At 47.4% G+C, this 26,220-nt stretch carries 23 protein-coding genes; 22 read left to right on the forward strand and 1 reads right to left on the reverse strand.

All coding sequences use genetic code 11. From position 1 onward, the window contains the following. Window positions 1-6: 6 nt before the first annotated feature. From KNP96_RS16915 to pulA, 13 genes are all read left to right on the forward strand, one after another. Window positions 7-2,652, forward strand: a complete 2,646-nt coding sequence (locus KNP96_RS16915; RefSeq protein ID WP_088838440.1) for a glycosyltransferase — start codon at window positions 7-9, stop codon at window positions 2,650-2,652. Continuing rightward, window positions 2,649-3,656, forward strand: coding sequence for a class I SAM-dependent methyltransferase (locus KNP96_RS07670; RefSeq protein WP_088836541.1), 1,008 nt, complete (start codon window positions 2,649-2,651; stop codon window positions 3,654-3,656). Before KNP96_RS16915 ends, KNP96_RS07670 begins: the two co-directional genes overlap by 4 nt. Further along, window positions 3,548-4,870, forward strand: coding sequence for a glycosyltransferase family 4 protein (locus tag KNP96_RS07675; protein ID WP_239456843.1), 1,323 nt, complete (start codon window positions 3,548-3,550; stop codon window positions 4,868-4,870). The genes KNP96_RS07670 and KNP96_RS07675 overlap by 109 nt, the downstream gene beginning before the upstream one ends. Further along, a complete protein-coding gene (locus KNP96_RS07680; RefSeq protein ID WP_088836543.1) occupies window positions 4,867-6,126 on the forward strand; it encodes a glycosyltransferase in 1,260 nt (419 codons plus the stop codon). The genes KNP96_RS07675 and KNP96_RS07680 overlap by 4 nt, the downstream gene beginning before the upstream one ends. Window positions 6,127-6,402: 276 nt before the next feature. After that, the gene (locus tag KNP96_RS07685; RefSeq protein WP_088836544.1) at window positions 6,403-7,695 is read left to right on the forward strand and encodes a nucleotide sugar dehydrogenase; all 1,293 of its coding nucleotides are present in this window, start codon (window positions 6,403-6,405) and stop codon (window positions 7,693-7,695) included. After that, the gene (locus tag KNP96_RS07690) at window positions 7,692-8,492 is read left to right on the forward strand and encodes an ABC transporter permease (RefSeq protein WP_088836545.1); all 801 of its coding nucleotides are present in this window, start codon (window positions 7,692-7,694) and stop codon (window positions 8,490-8,492) included. The genes KNP96_RS07685 and KNP96_RS07690 overlap by 4 nt, the downstream gene beginning before the upstream one ends. A gap of 11 nt (window positions 8,493-8,503) precedes the next feature. After that, window positions 8,504-9,334, forward strand: a complete 831-nt coding sequence (locus tag KNP96_RS07695; protein WP_088836546.1) for an ABC transporter ATP-binding protein — start codon at window positions 8,504-8,506, stop codon at window positions 9,332-9,334. 23 nt (window positions 9,335-9,357) lie between these two features. Beyond that, window positions 9,358-10,458 carry a non-hydrolyzing UDP-N-acetylglucosamine 2-epimerase gene (gene wecB / locus KNP96_RS07700; RefSeq protein WP_088836547.1) on the forward strand — a complete coding sequence of 367 codons (1,101 nt, stop codon included), beginning with the start codon at window positions 9,358-9,360 and terminating at the stop codon, window positions 10,456-10,458. Further along, window positions 10,455-10,952 (forward strand): hypothetical protein, encoded by a 498-nt coding sequence (locus KNP96_RS07705; protein WP_088836548.1) that lies wholly within the window; start codon window positions 10,455-10,457, stop codon window positions 10,950-10,952. Before wecB ends, KNP96_RS07705 begins: the two co-directional genes overlap by 4 nt. Continuing rightward, window positions 10,942-12,330, forward strand: coding sequence for an MBOAT family O-acyltransferase (locus KNP96_RS07710; protein ID WP_088836549.1), 1,389 nt, complete (start codon window positions 10,942-10,944; stop codon window positions 12,328-12,330). Before KNP96_RS07705 ends, KNP96_RS07710 begins: the two co-directional genes overlap by 11 nt. 16 nt (window positions 12,331-12,346) lie before the next feature. Then, window positions 12,347-13,534 (forward strand): DHHW family protein, encoded by a 1,188-nt coding sequence (locus KNP96_RS07715; protein WP_088836550.1) that lies wholly within the window; start codon window positions 12,347-12,349, stop codon window positions 13,532-13,534. An 11-nt stretch (window positions 13,535-13,545) separates the two neighbouring features. Continuing rightward, the gene (locus tag KNP96_RS07720; RefSeq protein WP_088836551.1) at window positions 13,546-14,469 is read left to right on the forward strand and encodes an LCP family protein; all 924 of its coding nucleotides are present in this window, start codon (window positions 13,546-13,548) and stop codon (window positions 14,467-14,469) included. Between the two features lie 346 nt (window positions 14,470-14,815). After that, the gene (gene pulA / locus KNP96_RS07725; protein ID WP_214769893.1) at window positions 14,816-17,728 is read left to right on the forward strand and encodes a type I pullulanase; all 2,913 of its coding nucleotides are present in this window, start codon (window positions 14,816-14,818) and stop codon (window positions 17,726-17,728) included. A gap of 73 nt (window positions 17,729-17,801) precedes the next feature. Here pulA and KNP96_RS07730 read toward each other — a convergent pair whose 3' ends face one another. Continuing rightward, a complete protein-coding gene (locus tag KNP96_RS07730) occupies window positions 17,802-19,055 on the reverse strand; it encodes a dicarboxylate/amino acid:cation symporter (protein ID WP_214769896.1) in 1,254 nt (417 codons plus the stop codon). A gap of 311 nt (window positions 19,056-19,366) precedes the next feature. On the opposite strand from KNP96_RS07730, the gene rpsU reads away from it, so the two are divergent. The 9 genes from rpsU to KNP96_RS07775 all read left to right on the forward strand — a co-directional run bounded on the left by rpsU (window position 19,367) and on the right by KNP96_RS07775 (window position 26,183). After that, window positions 19,367-19,540: a 30S ribosomal protein S21 gene (gene rpsU, locus KNP96_RS07735; protein WP_012369719.1), complete on the forward strand. Its 174-nt coding sequence runs from the start codon at window positions 19,367-19,369 to the stop codon at window positions 19,538-19,540. Between the two features lie 21 nt (window positions 19,541-19,561). Further along, entirely contained in the window at window positions 19,562-20,008 is a 447-nt protein-coding gene (locus tag KNP96_RS07740) for a GatB/YqeY domain-containing protein (RefSeq protein WP_029332932.1), read from the forward strand. Between the two features lie 190 nt (window positions 20,009-20,198). Further along, on the forward strand, window positions 20,199-20,708 hold the full coding sequence (locus KNP96_RS07745; protein ID WP_034801219.1) for an NfeD family protein: 510 nt from the start codon (window positions 20,199-20,201) through the stop codon (window positions 20,706-20,708). Next, entirely contained in the window at window positions 20,705-21,688 is a 984-nt protein-coding gene (gene floA, locus KNP96_RS07750) for a flotillin-like protein FloA (RefSeq protein ID WP_029332934.1), read from the forward strand. Before KNP96_RS07745 ends, floA begins: the two co-directional genes overlap by 4 nt. Before the next feature lie 13 nt (window positions 21,689-21,701). Beyond that, window positions 21,702-22,145 (forward strand): hypothetical protein, encoded by a 444-nt coding sequence (locus KNP96_RS07755; protein WP_214769899.1) that lies wholly within the window; start codon window positions 21,702-21,704, stop codon window positions 22,143-22,145. Window positions 22,146-22,305: 160 nt separating this feature from the next. Beyond that, window positions 22,306-23,268: a PhoH family protein gene (locus KNP96_RS07760; protein ID WP_088836555.1), complete on the forward strand. Its 963-nt coding sequence runs from the start codon at window positions 22,306-22,308 to the stop codon at window positions 23,266-23,268. Between the two features lie 37 nt (window positions 23,269-23,305). Next, complete coding sequence (locus tag KNP96_RS07765; RefSeq protein WP_214765424.1) at window positions 23,306-25,363, forward strand: HD family phosphohydrolase; 2,058 nt, start codon at window positions 23,306-23,308, stop codon at window positions 25,361-25,363. Further along, window positions 25,360-25,836, forward strand: coding sequence for an rRNA maturation RNase YbeY (gene ybeY / locus KNP96_RS07770; protein WP_029332938.1), 477 nt, complete (start codon window positions 25,360-25,362; stop codon window positions 25,834-25,836). The genes KNP96_RS07765 and ybeY overlap by 4 nt, the downstream gene beginning before the upstream one ends. Further along, window positions 25,833-26,183, forward strand: coding sequence for a diacylglycerol kinase family protein (locus KNP96_RS07775; RefSeq protein WP_088836557.1), 351 nt, complete (start codon window positions 25,833-25,835; stop codon window positions 26,181-26,183). The genes ybeY and KNP96_RS07775 overlap by 4 nt, the downstream gene beginning before the upstream one ends. Window positions 26,184-26,220 lie beyond the last annotated feature (37 nt).

Raw genomic sequence — 26,220 nt, forward strand, 5'->3', positions numbered from 1 at the left:
TTGAACGTGAATAGACAACAGTGGAAAAGAAAAGTGACGCAACAGCTAAGTTGGGTCCGTGCTGAACAACAGCGATTGAAGACGGAACCAGCAGCGAGTTCGACTGCGTTCGAGACATTACAACAGTTAGGATCGTTGGGAACGGCTAAGACGATTCGTCCGTCAAACAAGCCGGTTGAAACAAAAACGAAGCGCTATCAAGAAGAGAGTAATCAACAATTACTCGATACGATCGACTACCAATCGATTCCGCTTCGGAGTCAGTCACGTTACTATGAGCCGCGACCGCTTGAAGTAGCTGTCGTCTGTTCCGAGTTCATGCATGCCTATTATCAAGATGCGTTCCATCTCCATTATGTGAATGCAGACACGTTTGAGGATGTCTTTAGTCGTAAAATCGATCTCTTTTTAGTCATCACGTCATGGAAAGGCTTGCAGGGGGATGACTGGAAAGGGGTCGCGACACCGAAATCGAAAAAAAGAACATTACTCCTCCAGATGATGCGAGAGGTGAAACAACAAGGGATTCCGATTGTCTTCCAGTCAACGGAAGACCCGAGTAACTTCGACCGTTTCAGTGAGCTGGCAAAACAAGCCGATTATGTGCTGACATCGGACGAAGCGATGCTTCCGGAATATCAAGTGCTTTGTGGCCATGACCGGATTGAAGCGGTCTCGTTCGGTGTGAATCCGCTGATCCATAATCCGCTTGGCGCAACCCGAAGCCGGAAAAATCATGTCTTGTTCGCCGGGAGCTGGATGGCGAAGTATCCAGAACGTGTCAAGGATACGGAAGTGCTATTCGATGGGGTGATGAGCTCATCGCATCAGCTCGATATCGTCGACCGCAACTATCACCTCGGCTTACCGGACTATCATTTCCCGGACCGGTACGTCAAACGGGTTGCCCCTGCGATTCCGTATGATGCGCTTCAGCAGGTGAGCAAATGTTACGACTGGGTGTTGAATCTCAATAGCATCAAATACAGTAAAACGATGTGTGCGCGCCGGATTTTTGAATCGCAGGCACTTGGGAATCTAATCATTTCGAATTATAGTATCGCCGTCAACAATCTGTTTCCAAACGTATTTACAGTTCACGATCAACAGGAAATCAAAGCAATCGTCGAACGGACATCTGAAGAAGACATTGAGCAATTGCGTGCTGAAGGAATTCGTTCCGTCATGTCGAGTCACACGGTGTTTGACCGGGTCGATCAATTGGCGCGGATGTTGAAACTCAATCAACCGCAACCGGCGCGTCGCCTGCTCGTCGTCTTACGCAATCCGACACCGGCTCTTGAACAGCAGATTGCCAAGCAATCGATTGAAGCGGATGCTATTTGTCACCTGTCCGAGTTGACGGAAAGGGAATATGGAAAAGCCGATCTTGTTGCCCTGCTCGACGGCGGCGAGTCGTACGGGGAATATTACCTCGAAGATTTACGCAACGGCTTTAAGTTTGCCGATGCCGATATCGTCCGGAAATCGCTCAGCGGACAAGCCGCTTATGAAGTCTTTGAGACGTCAGGCGCAGATACCGGAGCGATGGTCTGGCGGGAGCATGTCCCGTTTGAACAGTTTGTCAGCGGAACGTTATCCGGACGGACGCTCATGCTGGATCGCTTCGAGTGGAATGAACAGTATCAAACGGAGCCGCTCCTTGCGCCGGTCTTGTCAGTCGTCGTGCCGATTTATAACAACGGCCCTCATTTGATGTATAAGTGTTTTGCGAGCTTGAAGCGGATGAATCGTTTTGACGAAACGGAAATCGTGCTTGTCGACGACGGGTCGACGGATTTCGGGACGATTCAAGCCGTCGAACGAATTGGACGGCGACACGGGAACGTGACGACTTACTTCTTTGAAACAGGCGGGAGCGGAAGTGCATCACGTCCTCGTAACAAAGGTGTCGAACTGGCGCGTGCCGACCGGGTAGCCTTTTTGGATCCGGACAATGAAGTGCTCAGTGACCGTTATGCGGAGTTGTTGAATGAACTTGACAATGACCGGGAGCTGGATTTTGCAGTCGGTCATATGAAAAAGTTAGCGGAGAAGACGAGCATCATCGCCTTGCCGACGATTCGGAAAAAGGGACGAACCGTTTGTGAAGACCCCCGTGCCTATCTGCTTGAACATCGTTTTGCCGTGCAAAGCATTCAAGCATTGGTCGTCAAGCGCGATTTCCTCGTCAAACATCAGCTGGAACAGGTCGTCGGAGCCGTCGGTCAAGACTCGTTATTTTTCCAAGAGATGATGTTACGGGCGGAGCGTGTTCTGCTTGTGAACCGCGTCGTGCATTATTATTACGCGGCAGTCGCCGGCTCGACGGTTAACTCGTTGACGGTCCGCTTCTTTGAGCGCAGTGTCCTCCGTGAACGGGCACGAGCAGAGAAGTTTGCAAAATATGGTGTGCTCGACCAATACAAGACGAAACGTTTTGAGCATTTCTTCGAACACTGGTATTTGGTCAAGCTGCGCCAATGCAGCGATAAGGACTTTGGACCAAGTGTTGCCTTATTACGGACGATTGTCGGGTTTTATGAACCGATTCAACTAACGGCACCGTTAGTCCGGCAGTTCGTCGAATTAGCGGATGCGGGTAAGACGGATGCGATTCAAGAATTGTTATTAGAGGAGGTCACGGCATGACGGGCACAGCAGGAATGAAACGACCAAAGGATCAAGTTCGTGCCGCCTATTATGACCAGTTAGGGATCGCGTTCGGAAAAAAGGTCCGGGCGCGCATCCACTGGATAATACGTGAGGCGAAGGGAGAAGACATCCTTGATGTCGGGTGCTCAGGGGGACTCGTCCCGATTTTACTCGGACGCGAAGGGAAACATGTCACAGGAATCGACGTCTCTCCGGAAGCAATCGCTGAAGCAACGTCTGCATTAAAAGAAGAAGCGGCATCTGTCCAATCCGTCGTCATGTTCAGTGAAGCGAACATCATGTCTTTTTCAGCAAACCGGCAATTCGATACGGTTTTGATGACAGAAGTACTCGAGCACATCGGTGAACCGGAACGGGTGATTCAGCAGGCATATACACTCGTCAAACCAGGTGGACGTCTTGTCGTGACCGTTCCGTTCGGCGTTAATGATTACGCCGATCATAAGCGGACTTATTATTTGAAACGACTTGTCGAACAAGTAACACCTTATGGCACGATTGAAAAAATCGAACGGTTGGATAAGTGGCTTGGCGTGACGCTTGTCGTTCAGGAAGATGTACAACCGGTCCGGATGTTGTCTGCAGAAGAAGTCGACTGGCTCGAAGATTCGTTTGAGACTGTCGAGCGGATGCACCTAGCGGAAGTCATCCGTCTAAAACAAGTCAACAAGCGGCTGGAACAAAAAGTGCAACACGTAGCGGAAATTGAATTGCGGATGGTGGAACAATCGAATGAACAGGTGAAACTGGAACACCAAGTAAGCGAGATGAATCAACAGCTGGAACAACTTGCGCACCAATATACGTTAGTGCTCAAACGTTACGAGGAGGCACTCGTTTCGAACATGGAAGTGCTGGAGGCGAATGAAGCATGGAAATCAAAATACCGGTCACTCGCAAATTCAAAATTAGGAAAAGTCATCGTCCGTTACTGGAAGCTCAGACGAAAACTATCACGAAGACAGGCAAGGCGTCGATGAACGTGTTGATGATTTGTCAAAACTTCTATCCGGAAATCGGAAGTGCTGCGAATCGGATGAAAAATATTTTTAAACGGATGGAACAACGGGGCAGTGACGTCCATGTCTTGACGTCAGAGCCGCTTTATCCGACGGCGGAACTCTATACGGATGCGATGTTTTGGGACGAACCGACGCTTGACGCCGCGCACATCACACGGATTCAACCACGCGATGTCCGGGCGACGACTAATTTGTGGAAACGACTCCACCTCTTCATCGAACAGTTTTTCTTAGCGATCAAAGAAGTGCGGCAAGATCCAAAACAGTACGAATATATCTATGCGACAACACCTTCGATTTTTATGGGACTGGTCGGTGTCGTCGCGAAACATGTCAAACAGGCACCGCTAATTTTAGATGTCCGTGATTTATGGCCGGAATCACTCGTCGGTGTCGGCATCACGAAATCACGCCTGTTATTGAGACCATTGTACTGGCTTGAAAAATGGATGTATCATCAAGCGGATCAAATCGTCATCAACAGCGAAGGGTTTCGGTCCTATATCGAACAGAAGGGGATTGACGCATCGCGTATTCACTACATTCCGAATTCGATTGAAGAAAATGAGTGGTTGATTAAACGGCGTCATGTCTCGGAACAGGTCCGCGTTGTCTACACGGGAAACATCGGACTGGCACAAGATGTCTTTTTATTACTTGATGTGGCGGAACGGTTGATGGTCGACAGAAACATTGAATTCCATGTCGTTGGTTACGGATACCATAAGGAAAAATTCGAGAAGTTGATTGCAGAGCGGAAACTGACGAACATCCACTTCATGAACGCGATGCCGCGTTGGGACGCATTGAAACAGCTCGCTAAAAGTGACATCGCCTTTGCGACGCTTGTCGAGAGCACGGCATTCGACACGGTCACACCAGGGAAAATCATCGATTATATGGCGATGGGATGTGCCATCGTCGGCGCTGTTTCCGGACATGCCGCAAAAGTGATTGAAGCATCGGGTGCTGGTGTCGTATCGCGTGACCGCAGCCGGGACGAGATCGTCCGGCAGATTCGTCATCTCGCAAACAATCCGGAAGAACGGGCATTGATGGGACGCTCTGGCGTCTCCTACGTCCAAACACATTTTGACTGGGAACAAAATGAAGAGCGACTGTTTGAAGCGATTCGTCAAACTTGTCAACAGACAGTGGAGGTGAAGGGATGAAACGTGTCGGAATGTTTGTTTGGAACACTTTTACGAACGATGCCCGTGTGTTAAGGGAATGTACCGCCCTTGCTGATGCTGCGTATCAGGTCGACTTGTACTGTTTAAATGACGGAACGTTACCGAAAATCGAGCAGCATCCAGCAGGTTTCCGCATTCTTCGGATTGATCGCACACCACCACTTGCCGGTGTGCTGTCGCGTTTTCGGAAACGGTCACCGGTTACGCTAGTCGCGGCTATCGGAGTGTTGGTACTGATTCCGTGGTTGATTCCCGTCTTGCTCATGCTCTATCTGTTACAAAAAAGCCGCTTTTTACGCTATGCGCTTTATAACAGCTTTGGCATCATCCGGATGACGCGCGCCGCAAGACAGCGTCAATACGATGTCATGCACGCCAATGATTTAAATACGTTACCGCAAGCGATTTTAGCAAAACGTCAGGCAAAAGTCGTCTATGATTCACACGAAGTGCAAACCGACCGGACAGGATACGGAAAGGGACAAGGAATCCTTGAGCGTATCCTGTTGCGTTTCGTTGATTGGACGATGGTCGAAAATGATACAAGAGCGGATTATCACCAGCAACTGTACGGAAGCCGGCCGACGGTTCTTCATAATTATCCGTTTTATCAGGAAACGATCCCGGCGGCACGTTCGCTGCACACAGAACTCGGTCTCGACCGTGCGGAACCGATTTTGCTTTATCAAGGCGGGATTCAAGAAGGGCGCGGACTGGAACGATTGATTGAGGCGATGCCATCCGTGACGAACGGAACTTTATTATTTGTTGGCGATGGTAAAATCAAAACACATTTGCAACGCTTAGCCGCGGAATCTTCAGCGCGTGAGCGGATTTATTTCATCGATAAAGTACCACTAAATCAGTTGCCGAGTTATACAGCGGCAGCGACGATTGGGTTCCAAGTCTTACAAAACGTCTGCTTTAACCATTATTCAGCCTCATCGAATAAATTATTCGAATATATGGCAGCACTTGTCCCGGTCGTCGCGGCAGACTTACCAGAAATTCGCCGGGTCGTCGAAACGGAACAGGTCGGTTTGATTGTCGATGTCGAGTCGCCGGAGTCGATTGCGCAAGCCGTCAATCGCTTGATAGCGGATGATTCGTTACGCAATCAGATGAAAAGCCGAGCGGAAGAGGCGAGAAGACGGTACAACTGGGACGAGGAAAAACAACATCTCTTAGCGGTATATGCGGCTGTTTCAGCGGGAACAGCACCTGAAGTCAATTAAAGTTACAGCTAATACCAAGTGAAACCACACAAATGGAGAACGTTTGATGTGGATATGGTCGGTATCATACAAGGTTCGTCAACGTGTTCGTCGATTCTTTACAACCTTTACGTAAAGTACAGAAAATACGGCGAATGTAAGGTCTGTGAAGAATGGTTTAAGAGATGGTTAGAACCATTGGAAACACTAGGAATTGTCGGTATGGTCTAGGTACAGCCACGTCATGTTCGATGCAAGGTTTGACGTGAACTACACACTAGATGGAGGAATGACAAAATGAAACTTTGTACAATCGGACTTGGATATATTGGATTACCTTCTTCTGCGATGTTCGCAGATCACGGCACAGAAGTAGTCGGTGTCGATATCGACCCGCGAATCGTTCAAATGTTGAATGCAGGAGATATCCATATTGAAGAACCAGGCTTAGAAGACGTCATCAAACGAGTCGTCGCGAACGGTACGTTCCGTGCGACATTAACGCCGGAACAAGCTGATGTCTTTCTGGTTGCCGTTCCGACGCCGAACCTTGACGATACGTACAAATCATGTGACTTGAAATATGTCATTTCAGCAGTACGCAATCTGCTGCCACACTTAGAAAAAGGGAACGTCGTCATCGTCGAATCAACAATCGCACCACGGACGATGGATGACCATGTACGACCATTGATTGAAGAAGCGGGCTTTAAGATTGGCGAAGACGTGTTCGTCGTCCATTGTCCGGAACGGGTTTTACCGGGACAAATTCTTCATGAATTGATTCATAACAACCGGATTGTTGGGGGACTGACGGAAGCGTGTGCCAAGGCCGGGGCCGCTGTCTACCGGACTTTCGTCCAGGGAGAAATCGTCCAGACGGATGCGAAGACGGCAGAGATGTCAAAGTTGATGGAAAATACATTCCGTGACGTCAACATCGCACTTGCGAACGAATTAACACAAGTGTGTCACCAACTTAAAATTAACGTCCTCGATGTCATTGAGATGGCAAACATGCACCCACGCGTTAACTTGCATCATCCGGGACCGGGTGTCGGAGGACATTGTCTTGCCGTCGATCCGTACTTCATCGTCGCGAAGGCGCCGTCGCTTGCACGAATCATCCATACGGCGCGTGATACGAATGTCAACATGCCCCGTTTCGTTGCGGATCAAGCAGAACGCCTCGTCGCCAACCGTGTCCGTCCGAAAATTGCTGTCTTCGGTGTCACGTATAAAGGAAACGTTGATGATATGCGGGAAAGTCCGGCAGTCGAAGTCATCGAACAATTACTAGATCGTGGACTCGATGTCGCAGTCTGTGATCCGCACGTCGAACGCTCGATTTCGTCACGCTTCACATTAGTCGACGAGATTGAAGCAATCCAAGGAGCTGACCTTGCCCTTGTCCTTGTCGATCACGATGAATTCAAGGCATTTGATTCACGTCGTCTGAAAAACCAAATGCGGACACCAGTCTTATTCGATACGAAAGGCGTCGTCGGAGAGCTTGAAGACATCATGGTCCTTAACTTCGGTAACTTGCATACACATAACACGATGAAAGTAGACGCTGAAGCGATATGAAGAGCGTCCGTACTGTTCTCAATGAGTTGAAAGATCATCTTTACCTGATCGTACGTCTTTCACTCTATGAGACAAAAAGCCAATACAGCATGCAATACCTCGGGTGGTTTTGGGAAATCATGACGCCGTTGTTGCAAATCGGTGTCTACTGGGTCGTCTTCGGTTTTGGCATTCGAGGTGGACACCCGGTTGACGGGATTCCGTTTGTCTTATGGTTAGTCAGTGGATTGATTGCCTGGTTCTTTATCGGAAGTACGATTCCGAGTGGGTCCCGTTCCATCTATGGACGGGTCGCGCTCGTCTCAAAGATGCATTTCCCGTTGAGTACGATTCCGGCCTATGTCATTTTGGCACAATTTTATCGGCACATTGCGATGGTCCTCCTGACAATCATTCTTGGAGCTGCCTTTAGTTATTTTCCGGGATGGCATACGTTCGAACTGTTGTACATCATACCGGCAGGAATCATTTTCTTATATGCGGTCTCGCTCCTGTTGTCGGCGCTCGCGACGATGGTCCGGGATGTCCAAAACATGGTCACATCAGGCATGCGGATGTTGATGTATTTGACGCCAATCATGTGGGTCCCACCCGATCATTCCATCTTTAAGACGTTGTTGATGATCAATCCACTCGTCTATTTGATCGAAGGGTATCGTTCAGCCTTAATCGGAACGGGGTATTTGATGGAGCATCTTTGGTACGGCTGTTATTTTTGGAGCATTACCGCAGTGATTTTAATGACAGGTGCAACCGTCCATATCCGATTCCGTCGTTATTTCATTGATTATGTGTAGGAGGAACGAAGATGAGTCATGTCGTGTTTGAAAATGTCTCGAAGCGATACGTCTTGTATTCGCGTCCGATTGATAAGTTAAAAGAGGTTTTATTTGGCAAGATGAGCGGAAAGCCGTTCTATGCCTTAAAGAATGTATCGTTTTCAGTCGAACAAGGTGAAATCGTTGGTGTCGTCGGCATCAACGGAAGCGGGAAATCGACGTTGTCACATCTCCTTGCGAACGTCACGCCTCCGACGTACGGGCAGGTGACGTTGCGTGGTAAGTCAGCCTTAATTGCCATCTCGAGCGGATTGAACAATCAGTTGACGGGGCGCGACAATATCGAGCTCAAGGGGCTGATGATGGGACTGAACAAAAAACAAATCCGAATGATCACTCCAGACATTTTAGAATTCGCCGACATCGGGGAATTCATCGACCAGCCGGTCAAAACGTATTCGAGCGGGATGCGGGCCCGCTTAGGGTTTGCGATTTCCATCAACATCAATCCAGATATCTTGATTATCGACGAAGCCTTATCGGTCGGCGATCAGACGTTTACGGAAAAATGCTTGGATAAGATGCGCGAGTTTCGTGATCAAGGGAAAACGATTTTCTTCATCAGTCATTCGCTCAGTCAGGTCAAAAGTTTTTGTTCAAAAGTCTTATGGCTCGAATACGGCGAAGTCCGGATGTTCGGACCAACCGCAGAGACGATGGCGGAGTACAACAAGTATCTCTACTGGCATAAACAGTTATCGAAAAAGCAAGTTGCCCATTACGTGGCAAAAAAACGGACAGGACGAAGTGATGAAATCGAACGGTCCGTCCGTGGCGAGACGATTGAATTGTCATCATGAATAAGGAATAGGGGATGGAATGGATGAAAAAAGTCATGCTTGTATTTGGAACGAGACCGGAAGCGATTAAAATGGCGCCCGTCGTCAAAGCACTTGAGGCGCGCGAAGGTGTCGAGCCGATCGTCGTCGTCACGGCGCAACATCGTGAGATGCTTGATCAAGTCTTGGAGTTGTTCCAGATTGTTCCCGATCACGATTTAGATTTGATGCGTCCACGGCAAACACTCGAAGAAATGACGGCACGGATTTTGAATGCGATGCGTCGTGTCCTCGAAAAGGAGCAACCCGATCTCGTGTTAGTCCATGGGGATACGACAACGACGTTCGCTGCTTCGCTCGCTGCTTTTTACCAACAAATTCCGGTCGGACATGTCGAGGCGGGATTACGGACCTACCAAAAATATGCACCATTCCCGGAAGAGATGAATCGTCAATTGACAGGTGTGCTGGCTGATTTTCATTTTGCACCGACAGATCAAGCAGCGGAAAATCTCCGACGCGAGCATAAACAGACACCGATCATCGTGACCGGGAACACCGTCATCGATGCGCTCAAGACAACCGTCTCGTCCGACTATACGCACCCAGTCTTAACGGACTTAGAGGCGAGCGGACGCAAGTTAATTTTACTGACCGTCCACCGGCGCGAAAATCACCTCCAGCTGTCGCACATCTTTGATGCCATCGAACGGTTGGCAGAGACGCATGCAGATATTGAAATCGTCTACCCCGTCCATCCGAACCCAATCGTGCTCGAAGCGGCGGAGCAATTGAAACACCATCCGCGCATTCACTTGATTGACCCACTCGATGTGTTTGATTTTCATAACTTAGCGGCCCGGGCAACGTTTATTTTGACAGACTCCGGCGGTATCCAAGAAGAAGCGCCATCGCTCGGTGTACCAGTACTTGTTCTGCGGGAGACGACAGAACGGCCGGAAGGTGTTGCAGCCGGGACATTAAAACTTGTCGGGACAAATCCGGAACGTATTTTTGAGATGAGTCATCGCTTATTGACGGATGAAGAAATGTATCAGGGGATGGCACAGGCCGCGAATCCTTACGGTGACGGTCATGCGGCGGAACGTATCGTTGACGCGATCATGAGCGAGGTCCCGGTATGAGAACAGCACGTACGTTTCATTTAGCAAGTTATCATTTTTTTCCGCAGGGAAGTCAAGAAAAGATTCTGTTAGAAGACGAAGCGGTTGGTGTGTTGTTCGATTTCCAGGCGGCGACGGATGCGGATAAATTGTATATCCAATTGTTTGATCAAGGTTTCCAGTATCCGCCGTCAAAGCTGTACCGCCAAGATGCCGCTTTCGGACAGGCGGACGTCATTCATGTGACGTGTCGTTTTGAAACCGATGTTCCTTGTCAAGTCCAACTCTTTAAGATGCAATACGGAAATAAAAAACGCATGGGGTCGGAGTCGGAGTTCGTCATGCTCGACGGAGCAACTGATCTTCAGATTCAACTGGAGCGGATGAAAGGGGCACAGTATTTTAAAATTGCCTTTAAGTTTCTCGTAGCAGGTGACGTCCGGATCCAACTGACCGAGTTGAAGATCGCTGAACGTATTCAACTGAAACAGGAGGATCCTCACTATGCTGTTTAGTTCGACGATTTTCTTATTTGTGTTTTTACCGGTCGTCCTGCTTGTCTATCATCTAGTGCCACGATTTTTTCGTAACGGCTGGCTCCTTGTAGCGAGCCTTTTCTTTTACGCTTGGGGAGAACCGAAGTTCGTTTTACTGATGCTCGCGAGTATCCTGATCAACTATTTGTTTGCCCTGATGGTCGATACGTACCGGCACCGTGTCGGCATCAAACCTGTCATGGCGAGTATGGTCATCACGAACCTCGCTTTACTCGGGTGGTTCAAGTACAGTGGCTTTTTCATGGCGTCTTTGAATCAAACGTTTCAGGTGGAACTGTTTGTTCCGGAAGTCGTGTTACCGATCGGGATTTCCTTCTTTACGTTTCAGGCGATGAGTTACGTCATCGATGTCTACCGGGAAGCGGGGAAAGTCCAAAAAAACCCGCTTGATTTAGCTTTGTATATCGCGTTATTTCCGCAATTGATTGCCGGGCCAATCGTCCGCTACGAGACGGTCGCAAATGAAATCAACGATCGGCAAGAGACATTACCTGATTTCGCACTTGGTGTCCGCCGCTTTATTATCGGGTTGTCGAAAAAATTGATTTTAGCGAATGGCTGCGGGCAAGTGGCAGATGCCGTCTTCAAGATGAATGATTTGTCGATGGGTCTGGCATGGATCGGCATCATCGCCTATGCGCTACAAATTTACTTTGATTTTTCGGGATATAGCGACATGGCGATTGGACTCGGACTGATGTTCGGATTTCATTTTTTGGAAAACTTCAACTATCCCTACATCGCGAAGTCCGTCTCGGAGTTTTGGCGACGTTGGCATATCTCACTCGGCTCATGGTTCCGTGATTACGTCTATATCCCGCTTGGCGGCAATCGTGTCTCGCCGCTCAAACAGTATCGAAATCTTGCAGTCGTCTGGATGCTGACGGGCCTCTGGCATGGTGCGAGTTGGACGTTCGTCGCCTGGGGTGCGTACTACGGGATATGGATTATGCTCGAGAAAGCATTTCTCGGGAAATTATTACGCCGTGTCCCCGTCATTTCGACGATTTGGACATTCATTCTTGTGTTAGTCGGCTGGGTCTTTTTCCGTGCAACGACATTTCCGGACGCACTCGAGTACTTGCGTGCGATGTTTATCCCGACAGAAGTGTGGGATGAACGTGCCAGTTACCAGCTCGTCCAAAATGGTGTCATCTTACTGCTTGCCGCGTTTGCTGCGACACCGCTACCAAAAATACTGGGTCAGTGGATCGTCGAACGGCTCGGGAAAGTCGGCCAGACGATTCAGTATGGCTATGCGATGTTGTTACTGTTTCTTGCGACATCTGCCCTCGTCGCGAGTACCTTCAATCCGTTCATTTATTTCCGTTTTTAAGTAAGGAGGAATCAGCATGGCACATGCGCCACTCAGACCAGACAAAGACCAGAGGCCACGAAAGAAGTACTCGTTCGAACGACGGATGATGGCGGCGACGGCAGTCAGTTTCATGGTCATCCTGACGATGGTTGGTCTTGGGACGGTCTTGAAACAGGACCGTGTCATGTCACAACTTGAAAATCGTTCGCTCGCAAAATTGACGCCACCAACGACAGCAACAGTCGTCAGTGGGGCATACATGGGAGAACTCGAAAAGTATTTTACCGATCAATTGTTGCTTCGTGGGACACTCGTCGAAACACAAGCCCGCTTGTCAAAAAACGTCTTACGCCAACCGTTTCGAAATGGCATTTATACGGCCCCGAATGACTACATGATTGAGTCGAGTCAGGCACAGGTGACACCGATTCCGGACGGTTTTAAGAAATTTGTTCAAGCCGTTGATCGACCTGTCTACATGGCACTAGCTCCTTCAAAGACGGTCGTCGCTGAGAAGAACGGGATTTTACCCGACTATGTCGCGTCGAACGCGACAGTCCGGTACAAAAAGATGGTAGAAGGGTTTGATCAGGCAGGGATGACGAACATTTCGCTCGACCAGTTGAAGCTGTCCGATTATTTTAAAACGGATCATCACTGGAACATTGACGGAGCTTATTTTGCCTATCAGCAAATCGTTCGTCAGTTGCGAGCGGACAAGGTATCGATTAAAGAAGTACCGGTCGCGTCAAACGCCCGGAAAGTATCCGGGCACGAATATTATGGATCACTTGCCCGGAAAACGACCCTCGCCTATGCAACGACCGGCGATACACTTGCTTATTACGATGGAAGCCAGTTCGACGGGATTGATGTGTGCTACGACAACACGTGCCAGCAACCGGTCATCGATGAAAGCTATATCAAGGAAGCAGGTGATTATGCCGACCGGTATGAAGTCTTTTTACGGGGCAACCATGGCATCATGTCGATGCGGTCGGACGTAAAGGGACCAAAACTGCTTGTCCTGAAGGATTCCTTTGCGAATCCTGTCCTGCCGTTTCTCGCCCGAAGTGCGAATCTCGAAGTCGTTGATATCCGGTATGTCAATGCAACATTTGATGTGTCAGAATTCGCAAAACAACAACAAGTCGACGGTGTACTCTTCTTGCATAACTCGAATATCACCGGTCTGATGAAGACGTATCAACAGAAACTGTGAGGAGGTTAATGATGGAATCACGGATGAAGAAAAAGCGACCGAATCCGTTCTTGCGAGTCGCGAGTGTGCTTTTGTTACTAGTCGTCTTGATTGCGAGTGCGACGACCGGATACGCATTTTTAAAGCTCCAACAAACTGCTGATGCATTGATTACTCCACTAAAAGGTGAGCAAAAATTACCACTTGAAGTCATGCAACCTGTCCATGTTTTGTTGATTGGTGTCGATGAACGGAAAAATGATCCGGGTCGGGCCGATGCAATCATGTTGTTATCGTTTAATCCGAAAACAAAACAAGCGAGTTCACTTTCGATTCCGCGCGATATGCAAGTCACGTTAGCAGATGGACAGACGACAAAAATTAATCATACGTATGCCTATGGTGGAGTCGAAGAGACGCTTCAGACGGTCGAAAAGACGTTTGACGTCGAGATTCCGTATTACGCTAAAATCAACATGGATGGACTGATTGAACTCGTTGACGCCGTTGATGGTGTGACGGTTGATAATCCGTCTGCCTTTAGTTGGAACGACCGTCGGCTTCAAAAAGAGTACAAGAAAGGACAGATTGAACTGGACGGTCTCGAAGCGAGTGGTTACGCCCGGATGCGGAAACAGGATCCGCTCGGGGATATGGGACGGCAAATCCGGCAACGGCAAGTTCTTGAGTCTGTCGGAATGAAACTTGCAGGTCCGAACATTTTAACGAAGCTCGAACAACTCAGTCAGGTCTTAGAGGATAATTTCAGTACGAACATTACGTTTTCTGAAGCGACCCAACTGGCACAAGAGAATCAAACCGGTTTCAAACACTTACAATCCTTGAAAATCGACGGCGAAGGGTATATCGCAAGTGACGGCATTTGGTATTTCTTCGCCTCGGATGCGTCGATGCGGGAAACGAAACAAGCACTCGAAGCATTGATGAAGGGATAACACAGACTGTGGAGTTGTCGTTTTCTTCACTTTGTAGACAAAGTGGCGAGAATTAAAAGCGTCTTCCGTCTTGAATCGCTTCCAAAGCGGCGCGTAAGGTTGCCGCTTTGAAGACGAGTCGAGACAGGGAAATGTGACAGAACAGCCTACCCATGCAGGTTTTTTAAGTTTCATAAGCATTTGATCGATATAGGATTGATTTTGGACTGACTTATGAGTCAGCCCTTTTTTGTTCTGGTCCGAAAGGCTTATTTTCTTTAGTTAACTAAAATATACTTTGACAGTATGGGAATTCGTGTGGAAAATGGAAATGAAAACGATTACATACATTCAAGGAGGATGGAACATGAATCGATGGAAATCAGTCTGTGCAGTTGTGCTAACGTTTGCACTAATTTTCAGTTTACTCCCAGTGAACGGATTAGCGCTCGAAAAAGGCAAATCGACGCTCGTCATCATTCACTATAAAGAAGATAAAACGTCAGAAAAAGATTGGAATCTCTGGCTCTGGGCGAACGGACCGGATTACTTCCCGAACAAGGCGCACGTCTTTAACGGAGAAGATGCATACGGAAAGGTTGCCGCTTATGAATTCCCGGTCGACCAACCAGAAAAAATCGGCTTTATCGTCCGTGATGATAACTGGAACAAAGATTCCGGTTCTGAAAATGACCGATTCATCACAAAAGACATGATTAAAGATGGTGTCGCGGAAGTGTGGATTGCATCCGGAAGTAAAGACGTCTCACCGGTCAATCCGACAGGCGGGGCTGACGTCGAATCAATCAAAACGAACGTCCATTATTATCGTTATGACAACGATTATGAAAAATATGGCGTTTGGGCATGGCCGAATGCGGCAGATGGACAACGGTTTGAATTTAATCAACAAGATGAGTTTGGTGCTGTCACAACCGTGTCGCTTGCGAACCCAACGAAACAACGACTCGTCGGGATCATTCCGCATATCGAAGGCTGGTCTGAAAAAGACGGGGCGGATCGTTTCTTCTATGCCGGAGCAAAAGACATCTGGTTAATCGAAGGGGATCAAACAATCTACTACGGAAAACCGGAAATTGACCGGACACCTAAGATTACGAGTTTCCTCGCAGATGACTTTAAGAAGCTGACGCTCAAAACGAACGCGCCCGTCTCAGCAGACGATATCGGACAATTTTCGTTCACGGGACTCGTCAATCCGGTCGTCACACAACTTGACGCGAAGACACTTGAAGTAACGGTTTCGTCCGACATCGATTTAGCAAAGATCGTGACTGTGACACATCCTGTCTTCGGTGAAGGCGTGCTTGAAGCAGGACAGGTCTTACGTTCTGATGCCTTTGATCAAAAGTATGCCTATGATGGCAAGTTAGGTGTGACGTATAAAAAATCAAAAACGACGTTCCGTTTGTGGGCACCAACCGCTCAAACGGTCGAGCTCGAGTTATACAAGTTACCAAAACAAGCAGCAGCAACAACAAAAGACATCACACAAGAAATCGAGATGAAACGTGGTGATCGTGGCGTCTTTACCGTCACTGTAAAAGGTGACCTCGACGGGACAGGCTACACATATGAAGTGAAACATGCAAAAGATACGACGCGTGCCGTCGATCCATATGCGACAGCTGTTGCTGTCAATGGGGATCAAGGTGTTGTCGTTGATTTAAAGGAGACGGATCCGAAACGCTGGACGAAATCAAAGATGCCGCTTAAACAAGCGACAGATGCCATCATCTATGAAACCCACGTCCGTGATTTGTCGATGTTTGATGTGACCGGTTCAAGATATGATTCAGGAATTAAGCAAAAAGGGAAGTACCTCGGAGTAGTTGAACGTGGAACACGTTTAATGAAAGATGGCAAGAAAACGAAGACGAAAACAGGACTTGATCATCTCAAAGAACTTGGCATCACACATGTTCAGTTCATTCCAGTGTACGACTTCAATACGGCTTCCGTCGATGAGACGAATCCGCTAAAATCATACAACTGGGGATATGACCCGAAAAACTACAATGCACCAGAAGGTTCATATGCGACGAATCCATATGACCCGAAAGTCAGAATCACAGAGATGAAACAGATGATTCAAGGTCTTCATGACAATGGGCTACGTGCCGTCATGGATGTCGTCTACAACCATATGTTCGACGCCAAAGCATCGAACCTCGATAAAATCGTCCCGGGTTACTATTACCGTTACACAGCGGGTGGCGATTTAGCGAACGGGACGGGTGTCGGGAATGATACAGCGTCAGAACGCCAGATGATGCATAAGTTGATCGTCGACTCCGTCGGATACTGGGCAAAAGAGTACCACTGGGACGGTTTCCGGTTTGATTTGATGGGGATCCATGACGTCAAGACGATGAATGCCGTCAAAAAGACGACAACTAAAATCGATCCATCAATCCTTGTTTTTGGCGAAGGGTGGAGCTTGAACACACCACTTCCTGAAACAGAAAAAGCGAATCAGACAAATGCAAAACAAATGCCGGGCGTCGCCCACTTCAACGATAACTTGCGTGATGCGCTTAAAGGAAGTGTCTTTGAAGATACGGATGCAGGATTCATTAACGGGAAAACAGGTCTTGAAACACGCATTAAACGCGGAATCGTCGGTGAGATTGCGTATAACCAAGACATCACAGGATTTGCAGCAGAGCCGAATCAAACCATCACGTATGTGGAAGCACACGACAACCATACGTTATGGGATAAGTTGAACTTAACGAACCCGAACGATACGGATGCGACGAAAACGAAAATGCACCGCTTGGCGTCAAGCATCCTGTTAACGTCACAAGGGACGACGTTCATTCATGCCGGTCAAGATTTCATGCGGACGAAGGGCGGCGACCATAATTCGTATAAATCACCGGACTCCGTCAACCAGCTCGACTGGAAACGGAAGATGGATCGTCAACAAGACGTCGATTACATGAAGGGCTTGATTGAAGTCCGGAAAGCAAATCCGGCACTTCACCTCGGATCAGCGAAAGACATCAGACGGTATTTGACGTTTGTCGATACGATGGAGCAAGTCGTCGCGTATCAACTTTCAGAAGATGCACCACATCAAAAAGCAGAGTTGTTCGTTGTCCATAACGCAAAACGTGCTGCGGTCAAGCTGACGCTTCCGAAAGGAAAGTGGAAGTTGATCGTCGATGGTAAAACAGCAGGGACGAAAACACTTCGAAATGTTTCAGGCAGCATCACGGTAGATCCACTCAGTTCATTTGTTCTAAAAAAATAACAAGATACAAAAAGGTCGTCCCTACCATGAGTGATTCACGGTAGGGACGACCTTTTTTCATCAAGCGGAAAACTTACGCGTAGCGCTCGTCTTCGACTTCCTTATCTTTTAAGTTACCTTCTTCCGATTTCGCTACGATGACGGCACAAGCAGCGTCACCAGTGACGTTGACGGCAGTCCGCATCATGTCGAGTAGACGATCGACCCCGATGATTAAGGCGATTCCTTCGACGGGAAGGTTGACCGACTGGAGGACCATCGTCAGCATGACGAGGCCGACTCCAGGCACACCAGCTGTTCCGACAGACGCGAGAACGGCAGTCAAGACGACCGTCGCGAGTTGTCCTGGTGTTAAATCGACATTATAGACTTGCGCGATGAAAACGGTCGCGACCCCTTGCATGATTGCTGTTCCGTCCATGTTGATCGTCGCACCAAGCGGTTGAACGAAACTTGAGACAGACCGTGGTACTTTAAGTTCACGTTGCGCCGTTTGCATCGCGACCGGAAGTGTTGCGTTCGACGAAGATGTCGAGAAGGCGAACATCATGACGGGTGCAAACTTCTTGAAGAAGAAGATCGGATTCATTTTTCCGATCAAAGAGACGGCAGAACCATATGTGAATAATGAATGAACGATTAATGATAAGACGACGATCGACATATACGCGAACATTGCTTGTAATGATTTAAGACCTAATGAACCAACGGCTGAAGCGATCAAGGCGAAAGCTCCGAGCGGCGCCATTTTCATGACGAGTGTGATTAAGTACGTCATCAAGTCATTGCCTTGTTCGATGAACGAACGAAGCGTTGCTGCTTTCTTACCTAAGAACGTAATTCCGAACCCGACGAACACACTGAAGACGATGATTTGGAGCATGTTACCTTCCGCCATCGCCGTGATCGGGTTTGTCGGGAACATCCCGACGATCGTATTGATGATACTTGTATCAGGAATCTCACCGGTTGCCTTTGAGAGTCCTTCAGTCTGGAAAGTACCACGTTCGCCCGGTTTGATTAATAAGGCAAGACCAAGTGCGATGATGATCGCAACTGCTGTCGTCGATAAGAAAAACCCGATGGCTTTTCCGCCGACACGACCCAATTCTTTTGGGTTCCCGAGACCCATGACACCGAGGGAAATCGAGAAGAAGACGATTGGAACAACAAGCATTTTAATCAGGTTCAAGAAAATCGTCCCGATTGGTTGTAAGGCATACATATCTAATTTTTCGTAAATCGTCTTGTCAGGTAGAGCGGCTAGGACAAGTCCTAAGGCGATACCGATGAGAAGACCCCAGATGACTCGTTTTGCTTCTTTCATAAATAATACCAACTCCTTTTTCAGATAACTGTTTATATTTTGACACATCATTCACTGTTTTGACAAAACATTTTAATGATTTTAAGAAAGCGCTTACAAAAAGTGCCGCGTTTTTTTAGGTAAAACAGATGAATCTGTTGTAAATAATGGGACGACATGAGACTATAGAAAGGAACAAAAAGGAACATATCAAGGATGTAATGAGAACATGTCAATCAACTATTGACCATTCTGTACATTCCTACTATAATGTTATATGACGTGTCTGACACGTTTCCTTTAGTCGGTAATATCGGAGGGAGGGAAAACTAGTGGAAACTCGTGTACGTAAAAATGAATCACTTGAAGACGCACTTCGTCGCTTCAAACGTGGTGTTTCAAAAGATGGTACGCTTGCTGAAGTTCGTAAACGTAAACACTACGAAAAGCCAAGTGTAAAACGTAAGCTTAAATCGGAGGCTGCGCGTAAGCGTAAGAAGTTCTAACGTTAGAGAGGGTGTATCCTCATGAGTCTTCAAGAGCGTTTGACAGCGGATATGAAGGAAGCCATGCGTTCGCGTGAGAAAGATCGTCTGACGACGATTCGGATGGTGAAGTCGTCCCTGCAAAATGAAGCGATTAAACTCGGTAAGCAAGAATTAACTGATGAGGAAGAGCTAACTATACTCTCACGTGAGATGAAACAGCGCAACGACTCCCTCCGAGAATTCGAAAGCGCTGATCGTCACGACCTCGTCGAGAAGATTCAAGCAGAGATTATCGTGCTCGAAGCTTATATGCCAAAACAACTTTCTCAAGAAGAAGTTCAGGAAATCGTTGATGCAGCTATTGCACAGACGGGTGCCTCTGCTCCTTCTGATATGGGGAAAGTAATGGGTGTCGTCATGCCGCAGCTTAAGGGCAAGGCGGACGGTGCTTTGATTAATCGACTTGTTAAACAACAATTAAATTGATCAATTTTGAAGGTATCCCTCGGGATACCTTTTTTATTTGTTTTTTTGACACATATTATCGGAATAATTAGAAATTAAAAGAGTTGTGAAACCTTTTAATGGGTGAAAGCGTATATAATAAGAGTAACAAAGAAATGTGTTTCAAAAGGGGAGAAGCGTCTGATTCTGATAAAAAGGGGTGAACGGAGTAATGTCTTTTAGCTTAGGGATGATTTTAGCGGTCTTCTTGGTCGGTGTCGTCATGTTGCTGATCGAAATATTCGTCACAGGATTCGGTATCTTTGGAGTTGTGGGTATCGGTGCTGTCCTCGCGAGCCTGATCATGGCGGGTGCGACGGTCGGTCAAGTCGGCCTTGCGATAGGTCTATCCGTATTTTTGTCGCTGGCGGCAGGATACTGGGCATACCGAAGAATCAAATCCAACCAGTCATTGTTATGGAGAGGTTTGATTTTGACGGATTCGACATCGTCGGAAAAAGGGTATTTGTCACATGAAGAGAAAGTTCAACTCAATGGCAAGGAAGGTATCAGTTTGACGCCTTTACGACCTGCTGGAACGATTGAAATCGATGGGAATCGGATCGATGCAGTGACTGAAGGGAATTTTATCGGCTCTGGTGAGCGAATTATCGTCAAAGAAGTGACACACGGACGCGTCGTCGTTCGAGTCCAAACTACGAAGGAGGAGTCAATCACATGACACCTGAACTGTTAACGGTCCTACTCATATCCGGAGGAGTCTTAATCTTCCTCGCAATTTTCTTTACGCTCGTTCCAATCCCACTGTGGATTAGTTCTTTGGCGGCCGGCGTCCGCGTCTCGATTTTCACACTCGTTGGAATGCGTTTACGTCGCGTCACACCCTCTAAAATCGTCAATCCGTTAATTAAAGCCGTCAAAGCTGGCTTAAACTTGAATACGAACCAACTTGAAAGTCATTTTCTTGCCGGTGGTAACGTTGATCGTGTTGTCAATGCGTTGATTGCCGCGCATCGTGCAAACATCGAACTTAGTTTCGAACGTGCGGCCGCGATTGATTTGGCAGGACGAAACGTGCTTGAAGCAGTACAGATGTCAGTTAATCCAAAAGTCATCGAAACACCATTCATCGCAGGTGTTGCGATGAACGGGATTGAAGTAAAAGCAAAAGCAAGAATCACAGTCCGGGCTAACATTGACCGTCTTGTCGGTGGTGCGGGTGAAGAAACAGTCATCGCCCGTGTCGGCGAAGGTGTCATTTCGACAATCGGTTCGTGTCACGATCAAAAAGAAGTGCTTGAAAATCCGGAAATGATTTCACGAACGGTTCTTGCGAAAGGCCTTGATTCCGGTACGGCGTTCGAAATTCTATCAATCGATATCGCGGACATCGATATCGGGAAAAATATCGGTGCTGTTCTTCAAACGGATCAAGCGGAAGCGGATAAAAACATCGCCCAAGCGAAAGCGGAAGAGCGTCGTGCGATGGCGATTGCGAGCGAACAAGAAATGAAATCACGTGTCGAAGAAATGCGAGCGAAAGTTGTTGCAGCCGAAGCGGAAGTCCCGCTTGCGATTTCGGAAGCGCTTCGTGACGGAAACTTCAGCGTGATGGATTATGCGAATTACCTCAACGTGACAGCAGATACGAAGATGCGCCAGGCAATTGGTGGTCAGTCTTCGCCGAATGACTCACAATAAAGGATGATGTAGGATGGGAAGTTTAATCTGGGTCGGTTTAATGGTGGCATTTGGCGTCATCTCTGTCATTTCTAAAGCGGCAGATAAAAGTAAAGCTAACCAACCGACAAGGACGCCATCAAAAGAGTTTGGGGATTATGTGAAGAACATGGTGGGGCAGGCGGAAGCGATGACGAATGATGATGCACCGCCGGCTGTAAAAAAGAAACAGCAACGTCCGCTGTTAGAAGATCGTCGAACGGACATGCAACGGCATACGGATCGTCAGCTGGTTTCTAAAACGAGTACGAATATCGGAGAAATCAAGGGGTCAATCGCCGAAGGAGCAATCGGGACGAAAGCGGTCAAGAAAACAGGGATGCAAACGACGCAAGAAGAAGCACGTCGTGCCATCATCTGGAGCGAAGTCCTCGGTCCACCCGTTTCAAAACGTAAAACAAAAACACCCCATTCATAAGAACAGGTCAGCTTCCTAATTTTAAGGGGAGCTGACCTTTTTAGGTGTTTCAACAAGATGGGTTTTTCTTTCCATCTATTATTAGGAAATGCTAAAGTAGAAGAGAATAGATTTGTGGCGATGACATACTGTTGTCCATCATTAGGAGGCCAATCATAACGTGATATTTAATGAAAGAATTCCATTCGCATTCTCGAATTCAGATCAGACGCAAGCATTCGTTGGACCGAATGATGCGGTGCTTAAAACAATGGAGGCAGAACTTGATGTTCAGCTCGTTCATCGAGGTGATGAATTGGTTGTTCAAGCAGAAATGGAGGACTCGATTAGACTGGCGACGCAAGTCATCGGCGTTCTCACACAGCTCGTGAATCGTGGGGCAGTTTTAACGGAGCGTGACGCAACAAGTGCAATTCAATTGGCACGACAAAATCGAGTCGATGAATTACTTGAATTATATGACACCGTCGTTCATACGAATCATAAAGGAAAACCATTACGTGCAAAAACACTAGGTCAAGCACGTTATGTACGCGGGATTGAGAAATACGATTTAACGTTCGGAATCGGACCTGCCGGGACAGGGAAAACGTATTTAGCTGTCGTCATGGCGGCGAAAGCCCTGAAAGAGGGGCATGTGAAACGGCTTGTCCTTACACGTCCTGCTGTTGAAGCTGGTGAAAGTCTAGGTTTCTTACCGGGGGACTTAAAAGAAAAAGTCGATCCTTACCTTCGTCCGTTATACGATGCGCTCCATGATGTGTTAGGTGTCGAACATACGGCGCGCTTATTAGAGCGCGGTGTGATTGAAATTGCTCCACTTGCCTACATGCGTGGACGAACGCTCGAACATGCCTTCGTCATCTTGGATGAAGCTCAAAATACGACAAAAGAACAAATGAAAATGTTTTTGACGCGACTCGGATTTCATTCGAAAATGATTGTTACAGGAGATTTGACGCAAGTCGACTTGCCTCGGGGAAAAGCCTCTGGATTGCAAGAAGCCTTGAATTTGTTAGGTGATGTTCGAGGCATTCATTTTGAACACTTCAGTTCTGCTGATGTCGTTCGTCATCCACTTGTCCGGAAAATCATTGATGCGTACAGCCAAGAAATCGGCTGAAACTCAACCATGAAAGTAAGGGGAAGGGGACTAAGACATGCGGAAAATAGGACTGTGGATCAGCTTGCTGACGATTGGATTTTACATCATCGTGTCAACGATGATGTATGTGTCCGTTCGCCCGGAAGCTTTGGCGGCAGAAGCCTTCTCTATCGCGGAAGAAGATATCCGATCTCCTTTGACCATCGAAGACCGTGAAGCGACCAGACAGATTAAAGAAAATACCGTAGCTGCGATTGACAGTCAGTATACGGTCAAAAAAGAATATGCATCGCAACAAATTGATAAGGTGGAACAACTCTTTGCGAGCTTAAAAGGTATAACGAAGGCAGAAGATATCGGACGGATTAAGCAGCGGCTTCGAAATACAGAGGCGGCTGATTTATTGAAAGATGATGAATTGCGTTTGCTTGCGACGTCTTCTTCGTCCGTTCGAAGCACGACACGTGACGCGGTGATTACGGCAATTGAAGAAGCAATGAAACAGCGGATTTCTTCTGAGGACGGAGAGTTAGCAGAAGCGCGTGAGAATGCACGGCTCGACATCGACCGAACACCATTATCTTTTTCATTAAAAGCGGTCAGTAAGGCATTGACCGATCAATTGATTGTCACGAACTACGTGTATGACCCTGAGAAGACGGAGCAATTACGAAATCAAACGAGCGATAAAGTCGAACCTGTCATCATTTCTGAAGGGGAGGTTATCGTTAAGCGTGGTGAAGTGATTTCGCAAGATGAATACCGTCAGCTTAAGCTTGTCGGATTGATCTCTGACCGGAAGTCGTTCAAACCATTGTTAGGAACGTTACTTTTGAGTGGTTTAATGACGTTGCTGTTATATGGATTCATCGCTCGTTCAAATCTTCGATACGCGAAGATGGGTAAAGTACGTTTGTTCGGTCTTGTCTATCTTGTCGTGATTTTGCAACTTGTCGTGACATACGGAATGGCGTTTTTGGCAGAGGATATCAATCCTGTACTGTACTTGTTGACACCGACGGCATTCGCGGCACTCGTTTTACGAAATTTGCTGAATGAACGAATCGCCTTGTCCAGCACACTCTTTATGGCGCTTGCCGGCACATTTTTCTATAGCACGAACCAAAACTTTAGTTTTAACATTGCGATTTACTTAGTGGTAGGCGGACTCGTCGCGACATTCTTTTTACAATCGAGTTTGTCACGACGACGGATTTTCTTGAGTAGTTTAATGATTTCTGCTGCGAACATCGTTGTCTTCTTTACCTTCTTATTGATGCGCAGTGGGCAACTTGAACTTCAGGAAACGCTAACGTTAACGGCGTTTGCGATCGCGAGCGGCGTATTGAGTGCTATCTTCGCGATTGGTTTGTTACCATTTTTAGAAATGACTTTCGGAATCTTGGCTCCGACACGGTTATTAGAACTGTTAAATCCTACACATCCGTTATTAAAGAAATTACTGGTCGAAGCACCAGGAACGTATCATCATAGTATGATGGTCGCGAACTTAGCTGAAACGGCATGTGAAGCAATCGGGGCAGATGGGTTACTTGCGCGAGTTGGTGCTTATTATCATGACCTTGGGAAAACCCGCCGTCCGCTTTATTTCATCGAAAATCAACATGGCCGTAATCCGCACGATCGATTGACACCAATCGAGTCGGCGCGTGTTATTTTAGCGCATACGGATGATGGAGTAGAACTCTTACAAGAAGCAAAAATCCCGGGGGCAATCGTCGCGATTTGCCAAGAGCACCATGGTACGTCGTTACTCCGCTACTTCTATGTAAAAGCAACGGAGCAAGGTGAAGTCAACGAAGCGGAATTCCGTTACAGTGGACCGAAACCACAGACACGAGAAGCGGCAGTCATCATGATTGTGGATTCGATTGAAGCAGCTGTCCGCTCGATGAAGTCTCCGACTGAAGAGGGGATTCGTGATCTTGTCTCGAAAATCATTCGAGAGAAGATGCTCGACGATCAATTCGCGGAATGTGACATTACGACACGTGACATTTATCGTGTCGGGGAAAGTGCGTGTCATACGCTTTCGGGATTGTTCCACGAACGGATTGAATATCCTGAATTAAAGAAAGAGGAAACGAAATGAATACTTATATGACAGACGAGGGAAACTTATTGAGCGAGGAACAGCAGCGCTTAGTCGAATCGATTCTTATTTATACTGCGAAACAAGAAGAAGTCGAAGTCAATAGTGAGCTGTCCGTCACATTCGTGACGAATGAAGAAATCAGAGAAATCAATCGCGACTGGCGTGGGAAAGATCAAGCGACGGACGTCATTTCGTTTGCGATGGATGAGCTCGGAGAAGATGAAATTGACTTTCAATTACTAGAAGACGAACCTGTTGTACTGGGTGATTTAATCATTTCCGTCGAACGGTGTCGGGAACAAGCGGCTGAATATGGAAATCGGTTTGAGCGGGAACTTGGTTTTCTAGCCGTCCATGGTTTTTTACATCTGTTAGGGTATGACCACATCGAAAAGGCAGATGAAGAAGTCATGACAAAACGTCAGGAGGAAATTCTACATCACTTCGAGTTGTATCGAGGCGAGTTGTGAAGTCCTGGTGGGTTCCGTTTGTCCATGCGCTAGCGGGCATCCGACAAGCCGTTCGAGAAGAACGACATATGAAAGTTCATTTTGTTCTCGGACTAGTCGTCACGATTGCAGCATTTTATTTCCCACTTTCGTCCGTTGAACGTGCCATCTTATTTTTAACGATCGGTACCGTTCTAGGTGCGGAAATGCTGAATACAGCTTTTGAAAGAACGGTCGATTTAGTGACGAAAGAGTGGCATCCGTTAGCCAAGGCGGCAAAAGACATCGCAAGCGGTGCAGTTTTAGTGTTGGCGCTTACATCAATTGTGATTGCACTATGCATCTTCGTCCCATATTTGGTACAATAAGAATCCGGCCTTTTTTGGCCAACAAAGTTGCTAAAAG

Origin of the sequence: Exiguobacterium sp. s133 (assembly GCF_018618595.1) — a bacterium.
GTDB classification, from domain to species: domain Bacteria; phylum Bacillota; class Bacilli; order Exiguobacteriales; family Exiguobacteriaceae; genus Exiguobacterium_A; species Exiguobacterium_A oxidotolerans.